Source organism: Sphingomonas hankookensis, assembly GCF_001619955.1.
GTDB classification, from domain to species: Bacteria; Pseudomonadota; Alphaproteobacteria; order Sphingomonadales; family Sphingomonadaceae; genus Sphingomonas; species Sphingomonas hankookensis_A.
The window spans coordinates 135,891-149,812 of record NZ_LQQO01000005.1; the positions used below are offsets into that span (position 1 = coordinate 135,891).

A 13,922-nucleotide genomic window follows, 5' to 3' on the forward strand; every position below is an offset into this window, starting at 1 on the left:
CGAAGGCGGGAATCCAGAGACGCAACGTCGGCGCGTCCATCCCGAACGCCAGCGCCAATAGCCTCCCGCCTCCGCGGGAGTGACGATGGCGGGAAGCACCGCCCCCCTCCCCGTCACCCCGGGCTCGACCCGGGGTCCCGCTTCTTCCGCGACCGCCGAACCTGAAGCTCGACGTTCCCACCGACCGTACCCCCGCGCAGGCGGGGGTCCAGAGCCAGCCAGACCGAAGCGATGCGCATGTCACCCTGGATCCCCGCCTGCGCGGGGATGTGGCGCTTCATAGCGTCCCTATCGTCATTCCCGCGCAGGCGGGAATCCATAGACGCAACGCCGGCGCGTCCATCCCGAACGCCAGCGCCAATAGCCTCCCGCCTCCGCGGGAGTGACGATGGCGGGAAAGCACCCCCCCCCCCGCCACCCCGGGCTCGACCCGGGGTCCCGCTTCTTCCGCGACCGTCGAACCGGAAGCTCGACGTCTCACCGACCGCACCCCCGCGCAGGCGGGGGGCCAGCGCCAGCCAGACCGAAGCGTTGCGCATGTCACCCTGGATCCCCGCCTGCGCGGGGATGTGGCAGCGCGCCGGAGCCACGCCCTGCGCCGGGATAGCGAACGACTCCGCACCCCCGGTTGACCCCCAACCCCGATCCGCCCAAGGCATTGGCATGCGCTTTTTTTCCGACAACGCCGCCCCCGCCTGTCCCGCCGTCCTCGACGCGATCGTCGCCGCGAACGGACAGGACACCGCCTATGACGGCGACGCGCTGAGCCGCCGCCTCGACGCGCGCTTCGCCGACCTGTTCGGCTGCGAGGTGGCGGTGCTGTGGGTGCCGAGCGGCACGGCGGCCAACTGCCTCGCGCTGACCGCGATGTGCCCGCCGCATGGCGGCATCGTCTGCCACGCCGAAGCGCACATCCAGAATGACGAGGGCGGCGCCCCCGAATTCTACACCCATGGCGCCAAGCTGATGCTGCTGGACGGCGACGGCGCGAAGCTCGACGCGCCGACCATCGACGCCTTCCTGTCGACCATCCGCGACGACGTACATCAGGTGCAGCCGCACGCCGTCTCGATCACCCAGGCGACCGAGGCCGGCCGGGTCTATACCCCGGACGAGGTCGCCGCGATCGGCGCGCTCGCCAAGGCCCGCAACCTCGGCCTGCACATGGACGGCGCCCGCTTCGCCAACGCTATCGCCCATCTCGGCTGCACCCCCGCCGACGTGACGTGGCAGGCGGGCGTCGACGCGCTGTCGTTCGGCTTCATCAAGAATGGCGGCATGTCAGCCGAGGCGCTGGTCTTCTTCCGCCCCGAACTCGCCAAGGTCGCCCGCTATCGCCGCAAGCGTGCCGGGCTGCTCGCGTCGAAGGGCCGCTTCCTCGCCGCGCAGCTGCTGGCGATGCTCGACGGCGATGTCTGGCTCGCCAATGCCCGCGTCGCCAATGCCGGGGCGGCGATGCTGGCGCAGGCAGCGGGCGACCGGCTGGTCCATGCGGTCGAGGCGAACGAGGTGTTCCTGCGCCTTACCGCCGACGAAGCCGCCGCCCTGCGCGCGCAGGGGTTCGATTTCTACGACTGGGGCGTGGGACAAGCGCGACTGGTGGTGGCATGGGATCAGGACGCGGCGACCGTCGCCCCGCTGGCACAAGCGATCGCCGCGCTATGAGCGACACCCCGCGTTCGGCGACCCCGGCGGTCCTGATCCCCTTCGCCATCGTCACGCTGATCTGGGGATCGACCTGGATCGTGATCCGCGACCAATTGGGCGTGGTGCCGGCGTCGTGGTCGGTCACCTATCGCTTCGTCATCGCGGGCGTGACGATGCTCGCCTGGGGCTGGTGGCGCGGCGACCGGGTGCGGCTCGACCGGCGCGGCTGGCTGTTCGCCGCCGGCCTTGGCCTTGCGCAATTCTGCCTCAACTTCAATTTCGTCTACCGCTCCGAACAATATGTCACCTCGGGGCTGGTCGCGCTGATGTATGCGCTGCTGGTCGTGCCCAATTCGATCCTCGCGCGCATTTTCCTCGGGCAGCGCATGGGGCGGCAGCTGCTGGTCGGATCGGCGATCGCGCTGGCCGGCGTCGCCCTGCTGTTCCTCCACGAAGCGCGCGAGCATCCCGAAAACGGCCCGGCGGTCGTGCTGGGGCTGGGCATTGCGCTCGCCGGCGTGTTCGCGGCATCGGTCGCCAACGTCATGCAGGCGACACCGACCGCGCGGGCCTATCCGATGGTGCCGCTGCTCGGCGTCGCGATGCTGATCGGGGCCGCCATCGACGCCGCCTATGCCAGCCTGACCGTCGGGCCGCCGGTGTTCGACTGGCGCTGGTCCTATGTTGGCGGGCTGCTCTACCTCGGCATCATCGCCTCGGCGGTCGCCTTCACCTTGTATTACGGGCTTATTCGCACGATCGGCCCGGCCAAGGCGGCCTATAACGGCGTCGTCGTGCCGGTCATCGCGATGCTGCTGTCAACTTTGTTCGAAGATTATCGCTGGTCGCCACTCGCCGGGGCGGGTGCGGCGCTGGCCTTGGCCGGGCTGGTGGTGGCGCTCAAGGCGCGCAGACCGAACCGGTAATCGGGATAGTCGGGCGCCCAGCCCAGCAGCCGCTTCGCCTTGCCGTTCGCCACCCGCCGGTTCTCGCCATAAAAGGCCCGCGCCATCGGACTCAGCGTCTCCAGGGGCACGAACGGCGGCGGCGCCACGCCCAGCAGCCGCGCGGCATATTCCACCACTTCGTTCTGCGACGCCGGCAGATTATCGGATACGTTATACGATCCTGCCGGTTTTGTGAGGCCATACGCCACACCTTTGGCAACATCCGCCACGTGCACCCGGCTGAACACCTGTCCCGGACAATCGACCCGGTGCGCCTCCCCCGCCGCCACCCGCTCCAAGGGCGATCGTCCCGGCCCATAGATGCCCGGGAGCCGGAACACCCGCGCCCCCAGCGCCAGCCATGCCGCATCCGCCGCATTGCGGTTCGCCCGCCGCCCGGCGATCGGCGCACTCTCATCGACCCAGCCGCCGCCGGCATCGCCATACACCCCGGTCGACGACAGATAGGCGAGCGTCCGCCCGCCCAGCACGTCGCGATACCGTTCCAGCACCGGATCGCCGTCCTTGTCCGGCGGCACGCTGGACAGGATCGCGGTCGCCTGTTCCGCCTCGAACCGCACCCGGTCGCGGTCGGCAAAGGCGATGCTGCCGTCGCGCCCGTCCCGCGTCGTGCCCACGACCCGCCAGCCCCTAGGCTCCAGCCGCGCCGCAATCGCCCGCGACGTATATCCCAACCCGAAGATCAGCAGGCGCACAGCGATACTCCAGCTACGCCGTACCCCCGCAGGCGGGGGTCCAGGATTACGATCGAAACGGCGTCCTGCCTGGCTCTGGACCCCCGCCTGCGCGGGGGTACGGCAGCGGGCCGCTCAGGCTCACTTCGCCCCATAACCGTTATACAACACCCCGAAATAATCGCCCTTGTTCCACCGTGGCCGCGCATCCGCATCGGCCAGGTCGAGCGCGATGTCGTGGTTGATCGCAACGAACATCCGCCCTGCCGTCCAGTCGAACGTCTGGTTCATGTCGTCGCCCGGCTGGTGATAGCGATGCTCCAGAAAATCGGCGACCGCCGCCTTGCCCGGCCCCTTCCATCCGGTGTCGAGCGACACCGCCGGAATCCCCGCCTTGACGAAGCTGTAATGGTCGGACCGCACGAAGATCGCCTCTTCCGGCTCGGGATCGGGGCTGAGCGCAATCCCGCGCTTGCCCGCCGCCCGCGCCACCGCCTGCGCCACGGTCGAATGGTCGGCACCGATCGCGACCATGTCTTCGAAGCGATAGGACAGGATCGGCATGTCGAGATTGACGTCGGCGACGATCGACCCCTGGGGCACGGTCGGGTGCAGCGCGAAATATTCGCTGCCGATCAGCCCCTTCTCCTCGGCCGTCACGCTGACGAAGATCAGGCTGCGGCGGGGCTTGCGCGGATCGGCGGCGAATTGCTTCGCCACTTCGATCATCGCCGCCGTGCCGACGCCATTGTCCATCGCCCCGTTGTTGATCCGGTCCGCGCCCTTGGGCAGCGTCGGATCGGTCGAGATGCCGATATGGTCGAGATGCGCCGACAGCGCGACATATTCGCCCTTCAGCGCCGGATCGCTGCCCGGCAACACGCCGACGACGTTGCTGCTGGTGAAGCGCGTCACCCTGGAGCGCTGCTTCGTCGACACCCGCACGCCGGTGGCGCCGCGCGGCATCGCCTGTCCGGCGGCATCCGCCTTCACCACCGCGGCCCAGTCGAGCGCCGATCCGGTGAACAGCTTGGCGGCCCCTGTCGCGCTGAGCGACGCGATCGACGGCGCGCCGCTGCCCGCGACATGCGGACGCCCGTCCTTGCCGACCCACGTCATGCGTGGGCTGCGATAGACCGACATCAGATAGCTGAAGGGATAGCGATGCGTCTGTTCGGTATTCTCGATCTGGATCACGCCGATCGCGCCCTTGGCCGCCGCCGTCGCCCGTTTGGTATCGCCGCTCGCCAGATGCGCGCGGATCTCGCTCGGCAGGCTGGCCGGCGCGCCATAGAGATAGGCGACGATCTTGCCGCGCACGTCCAGCCCGGCATAATCGTCGATGCCGTTCGCCGCATCGACCACGCCGCGCCCGACGAACACCACCTCGCCCGACCGGCGGAAATCGGGTTCGAGGAAGCTGGTCGAGGTCAGATAATCGCTGCCGAAGGTCAGTGCCGGCCGCCCGGCGGCGGTCAGGCTCCCCTTCCCCGCCGGCACGGCCGAGGCGAGCGGCACGCTCTGCAGATAGGTGCCGTTGTCGCCCGCCGGTTGCAGGCCGGCGGCGCGCATCTGCTCGGCGACATAGGCGGCGGCACGATCATATTCGGGCGTACCGGGCGCGCGGCCCTTCATGTCGTCCGACGCGAGGAACGCGACATGCGCCCGCATCGCCGCCTCTTCCGGGGTCAGGGGCGCGGTCTGGGCAAGGGCGCCCGTAGATGCCAGCAACAGTGCAAGCGGAAGAAGGCGCATGAAAATCCTCAATCACGTCATCCAAATTCGTCATCCCGGCGAAGGCCGGGATCCACCGTGCCGCATAACCGAACGCTTCGGCGCTTGCGGAACCTTGGATCCCGGCCTTCGCCGGGATGACGTGGCTAGCCGGGGTTACTTCGCGCCGTACCCGTTATACAGCGTGCCGAAGAAATCGCCCTTGTTCCACGCCGGCCGCTGGGCTGCGTCGGCGATGTCGCGGGCGATCTGGTAATTGACGTTGATGAAGCGTTCGCCCGATTCCCAATCGATCGGCGGGCTCTGCACCACCTCGTCCGATGGCTGGTGGTAATTATTGGCGAAGAACGCATCGACCGCCGCCTTGCCCGGCCCCGACGTGCCCGGCCACAGGAACACCGACGGCACGCCCTGCTGCACGAACCGATAATGGTCCGACCGCACGAACAGCGCCATGTCGGGCATCGGATCGGGGGAGAAGGCCGCGCCCGCCGTCGTCGCCGCACGCTTCACGATGTCGCCCAGGCTCGATCGCACCGCGCCGAACGCGATGACGTCGCTGAACTTGTAGGTGATGATCGGCATGTCCAGATTGACGTTGGCGACCATCCGCGCCTTTCCGATCGTCGGATTGTTGGCGAAGTAATCGGAACCGACCAGCCCCTTCTCCTCCGCCGTGACCGCCAGGAACAGGATCGAGCGGCGCGGCGCCTTGCCCGCCGCCTTGAACCGCTTGGCCTCCTCGATCAGCGAGGCGATGCCGACCGCATTGTCCATCGCCCCGTTATAGATCGTGTCGCCCTTCTTGTTCGGCGTGCCGACCCCGACATGGTCGAGATGGGCCGACAGGATGACCGTTTCCGGCGCGACGGCCGGATCGCTGCCCGGCAGGATGCCGGCGACGTTGTAGCTCGGCAGCGGGGTGGTGACCGTCTTGATCGCCACGTCGAGACGCGGCTTCAGCGTCAGCCCGCGGAACTTGCCCTTGCCCGACAGCGCGCTCGCCGCCTTGGCCCAGCTGGTGCCCGAACCGGCGAACAGCTTTTCGGCACCGGCCGCGCTCAGCGTCGCCAGAGTCGGCACGCCGCCGCCGATGATGTGCCCCTTGCCGTCGGCCTCGGCCCAGGTGACGCTGGTCGGCTGGGCGGTGGCGACGGTCTTGGCCATCGGCATCCGCGCGGAAACCTCCGGGGTCTGGAGCGCGATGATGCCGACCGCGCCCTTTGCCCTGGCGATCCCCGCCTTGGTCGGCAGGCCGCCGAAATGCGCCGCTTCCTCGCTGTCGAGGCCGCTGGGCGCACCGCGCACCACCGCCACGATCTTGCCGCGCACGTCGAGGCCCGCATAGTCGTCGCGGGTCGGCGACGACACGCCGTAACCGACATAGACCACCGGCGCCGCCAGCGTCGTCTCCGCCGACGCCGGATTGACCCCCGGCAGATAATCCTGGCCGAAGGTCAGCGCCTGCCCGTTCAGGCTCAGCTTGCCCATGTCCGCCGGGCCGACCTTGATCAGCGGCACCTTCTGCAGATAGCTGCCATCGTCGCCCGCCGGGCGCAGCCCCGCCGCATAGAATTGCGACGCGACGTAATTGGCGGCGATATCATATTCGGGCGAGCCGGCGTCGCGACCGCGCATCGCATCACTCGCCAGGAACATGACATGCGCCTTCATCGCCGCCTGCGCGGGCGGCAGGACGGCGTTCAGCTCGGCATTGCGCGCTTGGCTTTCCGCGGCGGTGGGGGCGGCGGGAGCGGGAGCCGGCGGCGCATCCTGCGCGATAGCGGCGGTGCTGATGAGAAGACCGAGCAACAAGGCTGGACGGAACATTGGAATCCTTCGACAAGCGACCATAGATACAGGCGTAGCTTGTGCCGTGGCCCCGCGCAACGCGGGCGCCGACATGGATTGAGAGTCGAGGATAATGATGGTCGATGCGACGCGTACCCCGATGACCCCGCCCGTCATCCGCCGCAGCGATTATCGCCCGCCGGCATGGCATGTGCCGGAAATCGCGCTGGATTTCGATCTCGATCCGCAGGCGACCCGCGTGACCGCCACGCTGTCGGTGACCCGGAACGGCGAAGGTCCGTTGCGACTCGACGGCGACGGATTGACGCCGCGATCGGTGTTGGTCGACGGCACGCCGCACAATGATTGGCGGCTGGAGGATGGCGCGCTGGTGCTCGACCTGCCCGGCGACGCCCATGAAATCACCACCGAAGTCGTCATCGAACCGCAGGCGAATACCCAGCTGATGGGCCTCTACGCCTCGGGCGGAAACCTGTGCACCCAGTGCGAGGCGGAGGGCTTCCGCCGCATCACCTTCTTCCCCGACCGCCCCGATATCCTCAGCCGCTACCGGGTACGGATGGTCGCGGACAAGGCGCGCTTCCCGGTACTGCTCGCCAATGGCGATCCGGTCGCGTCCGGCGATCTGGGCGACGGCCGCCACTGGGCGGAATGGTCGGACCCCTTCCCCAAGCCCTGCTATCTCTTCGCGCTGGTCGCCGGCGACCTCGTCGCCAATCGCGCGCAGTTCGTCACCGCTTCGGGCCGCGAGGTGCAGCTCGGCATCTGGGTCCGCGCGCCCGATCTGGCGAAGACCGACCATGCGATGCGCGCGCTCAAGACCTCGATGGCGTGGGACGAGCGGGTCTATGGTCGCGAATATGACCTCGACGTGTTCAACATCGTCGCGGTCGACGATTTCAATTTCGGGGCGATGGAAAATAAGGGGCTGAACATCTTCAACAGCCGCTACATCCTCGCCGACCCCGATACAGCGACCGATTACGACTATGATGGGATCGCCGCCGTCGTCGCCCACGAATATTTCCACAACTGGTCGGGCAACCGCGTCACCTGCCGGGACTGGTTCCAGCTGTCGTTGAAGGAAGGCTTCACCGTCCTGCGCGACCAGCAATTCTCAGGCGATCAGGGGTCGGCCGCGGTCAAGCGGATCGAGGATGTGCGGTCGTTGCGCGCCTCGCAGTTCCCCGAAGATGCCGGGCCGCTCGCCCATCCGATCCGGCCCGACGCCTATCAGGAGATCAGCAACTTCTACACCGCGACCATCTATAACAAGGGCGCGGAAGTCGTGCGGATGATCGCCACGATCCTGGGGCCGACGGCATTCCGTGCCGGCACCGACCTGTATTTCAGCCGCCATGACGGGACGGCGGCGACCTGCGAGGATTTCGTGGTGGCGATGGAGGATGCTTCGGGCGTCGACCTGTCCGCCTTCCGCCGCTGGTACGAACAGGCGGGTACGCCGCGCGTGTCCGCGACGCTCGAACATTTCCCCGGCGGCGGTCGCGCCACGCTGTCGCTACGCCAGGCGGTGCCGCCGACGCCGGGCCAGCAGACCAAGCAACCGATGGTGCTGCCGCTCAAACTCCGCCTGTTCGGTGCGGAAACCGGCCGTCCCTTGAGCGACGAACGGCTGTTCCTGTTCGATCAGGACGCGGCGACGATCACTTTCGAAACGGTCACCGAACGCCCGGTGCTGTCGATCAATCGCGGTTTCTCGGCGCCGGTGATCGTGGAGACCGATCGGACGTCGGCCGACCTTGCGTTCCTCAGCGCGCACGACGACGATCCCTTCGCCCGCTACGAAGCGATGCAGCAGCTGATGCTCGACACGCTGGTCGCCTCGGTCGCCAGCGGCCATGGCGATCACGCGGCGGTGATCGACGCCATCGCCAACACCTTGGCCGACGACCGCCTCGACCGGGCGTTCGTCGCGGAAGCGGTCCTGCTACCCTCGGACAGCTTCATCGGCGACCAGATGGGCGTGGTCGATCCCGACGCGATCTTTGCCGCGCGTGAGGCGCTGCGCAGCGATATCGGCCGGGCGCTGCTGCCCGAATGGCGCGCCGCCTATGCCGCGACGGAGGCGGATGCGTTCGAATATACTCCCGATGCCAAGGGCAAGCGGCGGCTGCGCACCGTGGCGCTCGGCTATATCGCCGCATCGGGGGCGAGCGACGCCGACGCGATCGCCTTTGCCCAGTTCGAGCAGGCTGACAACATGACCGACCGTCAGGGCGCGTTGATGACGCTGGTCAATTCGGACTCCGACGACCGGATCGCCGCGCTCGACATCTTCTACAACCGCTACCGCGACAATCCGCTGGTGCTGGACAAATGGTTCACCACCCAGGCGCTGTCGACCCGTGCCGATACGTTCGAGCAGGTCGAGGAGCTGGCCGGGCATCGCGACTTTACGCTCACCAACCCCAACCGTGCCCGCGCGCTGATCGGCGCGTTCAGCATGAACCAGAAGGCGTTCCACCGCGCCGACGGTGCCGGATACCGGTTCCTCGCCGACCAGCTGATCGCACTCGACCGGATCAATCCGCAGACCGCCGCCAAGATGCTGCCACCGCTCGGCCGCTGGCGCCGGTTCGACCGCACGCGCGGGGAATTGATGCGGGCGCAGCTCGACCGGATCCTGTCGGTGCCGGGGCTGTCGAAGGATATGCTGGAACAGGTGGGGAAGTCGCTCAGCTGATTCCGAGCAACGGGCGTCATCCCAGCGAAGGCTGGGATCTCTTGGTGACGGCGCGCAGCAGGAGCCGCAAAAGACCCCAGCCTTCGCTGGGGTGACGTCCAGAACCGAGTATCGATTACTTCGCGAACCACTCCGGGAACCGCTGCGCCTTCTCCGCCACCAACCCCTCATAATAGCGCATCAGGTCGACCGCATGGTCGCGGTCGGTCCGGACCCGCGCCGCCGCTTCATTCGCCGCCGCCTTGACCACGTCATAGTCCCGCGCGAACATCCGCTCGATCGCATCCGCCGCCGAGCGCGGATCGCGCGCGGCATAGGTTTCGGCGAATGCCGGCTCGGCGATCTCGGCACAGCCACCCTCGTCCGGCACGATCAACGGCAGGCCCGATGCCAGCCCCTCCAGCCCGACCAGCCCGAACGGCTCGGCATCCGATCCGTGGATCAGCGCGTCGCAGCTGGCCATGATCCGCGCGAGGCGGACGCGGTCATAGACCGGGCGGAACAGCTTGATATGCGGGCTGTTCTTCAACCGGTGTTCCAGGCGCCGGGTATGCACCCCGCTGCCGATCTGGATCATCCCGACGGGCAGATGCTCGCCCGCCATCTCGACCGCGTCGAAGATCATCGGCCAGCGTTTCTCGGCATGGTGTCGCCCCAGCCCCAGCAGCAGATGCCCTTCGGGCGGCAGGCCGAGCTGGTCGAGCAGCGATGCCCGCAACTGCTCGTCGCGATGCTCGGGTGAAAAGAACCCGCGCTGGATGCCGAGCGGCATCGACGCATGGACGGTCAGCCCACGCGCGGCGTGGCGCTTTTCCAGCGCCGGGCCGTTGGTGACGAACGCGTCCATCTTGTCGAGGTAGCGCGCCATGTAGCGCGTCCACCACATGAACGCCTCCTCGATCCGTTCGCGGCTCGCCATCCGTTCGAACCAGCGCAGCGGATAGGCGCCGACATTGTCGTTATGCGCGAAGTACACCTTCACCGCATGGCCGGGCCAGTCGGCGACGATGGTCGCGGGGCGCCACGGACTCGACGCCTCGACCACATCGGGATGCAGTTCGTCGAGCAGGGCATGGATCGCCCCGCCGCGCACGAAGATGCCGTAATTGGGGTCGAGGATCAGCGTCGGCGCCTTGACCCAATGGATGCGCCCGCCGCCGGGCCGCTCCTCGACCGCATTCTCCTTGGCCGGGGCGATGACGATCAGTTCATGGCCCAGCTCGGCCATGATCGTCATCTTGTGGTCGATATAGGTGCGGACCCCCCCGCCGGTCGGCGAGTAGAATTCGTTGACGTCGACGACGCGCATCGGGGGTTCGGCTCAGTCGAGCGGGGCGAAACCGCCCAGCCCGCGCAGATACTGGGCGCGCACCGTCGTGGTCGTGACGCCGGCGGGCACGGTGACGATCGCCTGCGCCAGCTTCGGGCGGGCACGGCCGAGCTTTGCCGGCCCCGGAAAGCCCGCCCCGTCGCGCATGAAATTGAACTTGTTGCGCCCGTCGCGGTCATGGGTGAACAACAGCGCATAGCGGCCGGGCGACGGCGCGCGGATGCACAACTGCACCGCGCCGGATTGGGGCATGGTGGCCCAGACCCGGCGAAAGAACTTGCCCTCCTTGCGCAGGTCGCGGTCGTCCTTCAGGAAATCGTCGTCGTTCGCCGGATAGAGTTCCAGCTTCAGCCGGCCGGTGCGGTCCTTCAGCCCTACCACGTTGACGCGGATCGCCGGCCCCTGGTTCGCATTGCATGCGGCGGCATCGCTGCCGATCGACTGGGCGGCGGCGGGACTGGCCGCGAGCAACGCCGCACCGAGCAGCGTCAGGGGCAATTTCATCATTCTTTCCTTGCGAGCGCAGGAAGCCCGAATGCCGCCATCAGCACCACGTGCGTGAACAGGGTGAGGGTCGCGATGAATGCGACCAGGTCGGACAGGGCTTCGCCATGCCCGATAAACATAATCGCGAAGTTGGCGAAAAGAAGGTCTTTGTTCGGCAACAGCGGCAGGCGCGCCACGACCAGTCGACCCGCAGCAAGGAACAGCCACCAGGTGATCGAGACATTGGGCATCGCGAAATAGCTGGCAATGCCGAACGCCAGCGATCCGAGCACCAGCCGCGCGCAATGCACGCCGAAGATCCAGCGCAGCATGGCGCCCGGCAGCGAAAAGACCCGGCGCGAGAACAGCAGCAGCACGCCCGAAATCCCGACCGCCACCGCCGACGACCATGCCAGCATCCGGAGTTGCGCCGGCGGAAACAGTTCGAACGCGAAGGGCAGCGCTACGCCCAGCATGCCGACCGTCACGATATTGCCGGCAATACCCGACAGGATCGTCACGTCCTTCACCGCGCCGAACGGCGCCGTCACCATCTTCAACCGGGCGCGGGCCCAGGCATAGAAGAACACGTCGCCCGAATAGCCGATGACCACGTCGTTCGCGATCCGCTTGCGCACCAGTGCCCCGAACCCGTCGAACGGCAGCCGCCACAGGCGCCGGAAGATGATGAAGTCGAACAGCGGCGGCGCAAAATAGGCGAGCGCGAAGAACAGATAGAACCACGGCGAATCCGGCGCGGCCAGTTCGACCCCGGCCCAGCCATGGTCGAACAGCTCCCATGACAGCCCGAGGATCATCAATCCGGAAAGGATCGCCCCGAGAATGCGCGGCCAGCGCGGGCGCGACCGGTCGAGCGGCTCCAGCCCGGCAAGGTCGGGACGCGCGTCCGCAGCTTCGGCATCACTTACCATGTCGCGCGACGTCCTACCCGTTCGCGCCCGTAGTCGCCAGCGTCATGCGACCGGCGCCACCGCATCGGGGCGCGCCGCCGCCACCGCGGGCAGCCCAGCCGCCCGCGCATCGATCGCGACCAGCTTCGGCCAGGGCGACAGGTCGAGCTCGAACCGCCGCGCATTGTAGAGTTGCGGCACGAGGCAGCAGTCGACGACGCCCGGCGTCTCACCACCGAAAAAGCCGCGCTCGGGCGCCGCCACCTCCAGCGCCCCCAGCCCTTCTGCAATCCAGTGGCGATACCAGTCGGCTTTGGCGGCAACATCGGCGCCGAACTGTGCCTCCAGCCGCTGCAACACGCGCAGATTGTCGATCGGATGAATGTCGGCGACGATCACCAGCGCCAGCGCCATCGCGCGGGCGCGCTCCAGCGGGTCGGCGGGGAATAGCCGCGGCTCCGGATGCGTCGCGTCCAGCCAGTCGAGAATCGCCAGCGACTGGGTCAGCATCGTGCCGCCGCCGATGTCGAGCGCGGGGATCAGTCCTTGGCGGCTGCGCGCCAGATGCTCGGGCGAGCGCTGCTCACCCTTGAGCAGCGACACCGGCACCCCCTGCCACTCGACCGCTTTCAGGTTCAGCGCGATGCGGACGCGGTACGCCGCCGAGGATCGGTGATAGTCGTAGAGCGTGTAGCCGCTCACTGCCCGTCGCCCCGGGCCGGGACCAGCGAGGTGCCGGCCCGGCCGCTGCGGAACGAGCTGAACCACGTCGCCGGGTTCAGGCTGGTCGTGCCGTCGAGCGAGAAGGTGATGAACTCCGCCCGGCCGCCGATATTCTCCCACGGCACCGGGCCACCCAGCCCACGCTCGGCCTCCGAAAAACGGCTGTCGGCGCTGTTGTCGCGATTGTCGCCCATCAGGAACAGGTGGTTGGCCGGGATCACGATCGCCGGGAAATTGTCGCCCTGAGAATAGCGGAAATCGATCGTGTCATATTGCCGGCCGCTCGGCAGCGTCTCGCGATAGACCGGCAGGCGGCAGAAGGCGCCCTTGTCGGTGCGGACGAGCGCACCCGGATATTGGTCGGGATCGCATTTGGTGTTGGCGTCGACCGGGATCATCGCGTCGCCCATCGCCTTGCGCGGGATGGCGACGTCGTTGATGTAGACGACACCGCCCGCCACCTCCAACCGGTCGCCCGGCAGGCCGATGACGCGCTTGATCAGGTCCGTATTGCTGCCCGGCGGCTTCACGATCACCACGTCGCCGCGCTCGGGCATCGAACCCCAGATGCGGCCATGCCATGCCGGCAGCTGGACGCTCCACGTCTCCTGCGGCTGGCGCAGCACGATGTCGCGGAACATCGCGACCGGATTGGGAATGGTCGGCGACACGAACGACCAGCCATAGGCATATTTGCTGACCACCAGCCGGTCGCCGACGCGCAGGCCCGGCAGCATCGATTCGGACGGGATGTAGAATGGCTTGGCGATAAAGCTGTGGAAGCCCAGCACCACCAGCAACAGCCAGAACAGCCCGCGCAATTCACCCTTCCAGTCGAGCCGCCTGCGGGCAGGCGCGGACGTGTTGGCGGCGGGGGTCGGCTGCGACGGCGCGGGTATGTTGTCCTCCAGCGCCAGATGATCGGCCATCAAA

11 protein-coding genes are annotated in these 13,922 nt (G+C 67.7%); 3 read left to right on the forward strand and 8 right to left on the reverse strand.

From position 1 onward, the window contains the following. Positions 1-663: 663 nt before the first annotated feature. Positions 664-1,665 (forward strand): threonine aldolase family protein, encoded by a 1,002-nt coding sequence (locus AVT10_RS04815; protein ID WP_066688896.1) that lies wholly within the window; start codon positions 664-666, stop codon positions 1,663-1,665. Beyond that, on the forward strand, positions 1,662-2,573 hold the full coding sequence (locus AVT10_RS04820) for a DMT family transporter (protein ID WP_066688898.1): 912 nt from the start codon (positions 1,662-1,664) through the stop codon (positions 2,571-2,573). The genes AVT10_RS04815 and AVT10_RS04820 overlap by 4 nt, the downstream gene beginning before the upstream one ends. Here the strand turns inward: AVT10_RS04820 and AVT10_RS04825 are convergent. The 3 genes from AVT10_RS04825 to AVT10_RS04835 all read right to left on the reverse strand — a co-directional run bounded on the left by AVT10_RS04825 (position 2,483) and on the right by AVT10_RS04835 (position 6,853). Continuing rightward, positions 2,483-3,310 (reverse strand): NAD(P)-dependent oxidoreductase, encoded by an 828-nt coding sequence (locus AVT10_RS04825; RefSeq protein WP_066688902.1) that lies wholly within the window; start codon positions 3,308-3,310, stop codon positions 2,483-2,485. The genes AVT10_RS04820 and AVT10_RS04825 overlap by 91 nt on opposite strands. A gap of 120 nt (positions 3,311-3,430) precedes the next feature. After that, complete coding sequence (locus AVT10_RS04830; protein WP_066688904.1) at positions 3,431-5,044, reverse strand: M28 family metallopeptidase; 1,614 nt, start codon at positions 5,042-5,044, stop codon at positions 3,431-3,433. A 135-nt stretch (positions 5,045-5,179) separates the two neighbouring features. Further along, the gene (locus tag AVT10_RS04835; protein ID WP_066688906.1) at positions 5,180-6,853 is read right to left on the reverse strand and encodes a M28 family metallopeptidase; all 1,674 of its coding nucleotides are present in this window, start codon (positions 6,851-6,853) and stop codon (positions 5,180-5,182) included. A 97-nt stretch (positions 6,854-6,950) separates the two neighbouring features. On the opposite strand from AVT10_RS04835, the gene pepN reads away from it, so the two are divergent. Further along, a complete protein-coding gene (gene pepN / locus AVT10_RS04840) occupies positions 6,951-9,539 on the forward strand; it encodes an aminopeptidase N (RefSeq protein ID WP_066689025.1) in 2,589 nt (862 codons plus the stop codon). 115 nt (positions 9,540-9,654) lie between these two features. Here pepN and AVT10_RS04845 read toward each other — a convergent pair whose 3' ends face one another. The 5 genes from AVT10_RS04845 to lepB are packed head-to-tail and all read right to left on the reverse strand — an operon-like array spanning position 9,655 to position 13,918. Continuing rightward, positions 9,655-10,848: a glycosyltransferase gene (locus tag AVT10_RS04845; RefSeq protein WP_066688907.1), complete on the reverse strand. Its 1,194-nt coding sequence runs from the start codon at positions 10,846-10,848 to the stop codon at positions 9,655-9,657. A gap of 12 nt (positions 10,849-10,860) precedes the next feature. Then, entirely contained in the window at positions 10,861-11,373 is a 513-nt protein-coding gene (locus AVT10_RS04850) for a DUF2141 domain-containing protein (protein WP_066689027.1), read from the reverse strand. After that, entirely contained in the window at positions 11,373-12,287 is a 915-nt protein-coding gene (locus AVT10_RS04855) for a hypothetical protein (protein ID WP_066688909.1), read from the reverse strand. The genes AVT10_RS04850 and AVT10_RS04855 overlap by 1 nt, the downstream gene beginning before the upstream one ends. A 42-nt stretch (positions 12,288-12,329) precedes the next feature. Further along, positions 12,330-12,968 (reverse strand): maleylacetoacetate isomerase, encoded by a 639-nt coding sequence (maiA, locus tag AVT10_RS04860; protein WP_066688915.1) that lies wholly within the window; start codon positions 12,966-12,968, stop codon positions 12,330-12,332. Beyond that, positions 12,965-13,918 (reverse strand): signal peptidase I, encoded by a 954-nt coding sequence (gene lepB, locus AVT10_RS04865; RefSeq protein ID WP_084401361.1) that lies wholly within the window; start codon positions 13,916-13,918, stop codon positions 12,965-12,967. The genes maiA and lepB overlap by 4 nt, the downstream gene beginning before the upstream one ends. Positions 13,919-13,922 lie beyond the last annotated feature (4 nt).

Bases quoted from the DNA above. Each gene is read 5' to 3' on its own strand.
- AVT10_RS04815 (WP_066688896.1), top strand. From the start codon at position 664: ATGCGCTTTTTTTCCGACAACGCCGCCCCCGCCTGTCCCGCCGTCCTC.
- AVT10_RS04820 (WP_066688898.1), top strand. From the start codon at position 1,662: ATGAGCGACACCCCGCGTTCGGCGACCCCGGCGGTCCTGATCCCCTTC.
- AVT10_RS04830 (WP_066688904.1), bottom strand. From the start codon at position 5,044: ATGCGCCTTCTTCCGCTTGCACTGTTGCTGGCATCTACGGGCGCCCTT.
- AVT10_RS04835 (WP_066688906.1), bottom strand. From the start codon at position 6,853: ATGTTCCGTCCAGCCTTGTTGCTCGGTCTTCTCATCAGCACCGCCGCT.
- pepN (WP_066689025.1), top strand. From the start codon at position 6,951: ATGGTCGATGCGACGCGTACCCCGATGACCCCGCCCGTCATCCGCCGC.
- AVT10_RS04845 (WP_066688907.1), bottom strand. From the start codon at position 10,848: ATGCGCGTCGTCGACGTCAACGAATTCTACTCGCCGACCGGCGGGGGG.
- AVT10_RS04850 (WP_066689027.1), bottom strand. From the start codon at position 11,373: ATGAAATTGCCCCTGACGCTGCTCGGTGCGGCGTTGCTCGCGGCCAGT.
- AVT10_RS04855 (WP_066688909.1), bottom strand. From the start codon at position 12,287: ATGGTAAGTGATGCCGAAGCTGCGGACGCGCGTCCCGACCTTGCCGGG.
- lepB (WP_084401361.1), bottom strand. From the start codon at position 13,918: ATGGCCGATCATCTGGCGCTGGAGGACAACATACCCGCGCCGTCGCAG.